This is a genomic window from Streptomyces chisholmiae, assembly GCF_031845445.1.
Lineage (GTDB): Bacteria > Actinomycetota > Actinomycetes > Streptomycetales > Streptomycetaceae > Streptomyces > Streptomyces chisholmiae.
The window spans coordinates 1-413 of record NZ_JAVREO010000270.1 but is presented as its reverse complement, the minus strand read 5'-3'; the positions used below and the strand labels follow the sequence as shown (position 1 = coordinate 413).

Genomic DNA, 413 nt, shown 5'->3' with positions numbered 1-413 from the left:
CGCAACACCTGGCCGTCCTCGACGGTTCGGAATTCCTTGTCGGGGTGGACGACTCGCCACAGCATCTCGTCAGCGGGATGCAGCAGCACCGGCGCGTCCAGCGCCTTGCCCAGTTCGGGCGCGACGGTGATGTGGTCGTTGTGGCCGTGGGTGCAGACCACCGCGACGACGTTGCGACCGCCCACGGCCTCGATGATCGGGGCGGCGGTGTGGGCGGCGTCGAACACCACGACGTCGGAGTCATCGCCGACGATCCAGATGTTGTTGTCGACGTCCCAGCTGCCGCCGTCGAGTTCGAAGGTGCCGCTGGTGACGACCCGCTGGATGTTGGATGCCGCGGTCATTTGAGGACGACCACCGAACGCAGCACCTCACCGGAGTGCATCTTGTGGAACGCGTCCTCGATCGCGTCC

At 66.3% G+C, this 413-nt stretch carries 1 protein-coding gene; it reads right to left on the bottom strand.

Annotated features, from left to right (window positions below; translation table 11 throughout):
* Positions 1 to 344 (bottom strand): MBL fold metallo-hydrolase (locus RM844_RS33145; protein WP_311671127.1); only part of this gene is annotated, 344 nt, incomplete at its 3' end.
* Positions 345 to 413: the final 69 nt, after the last annotated feature.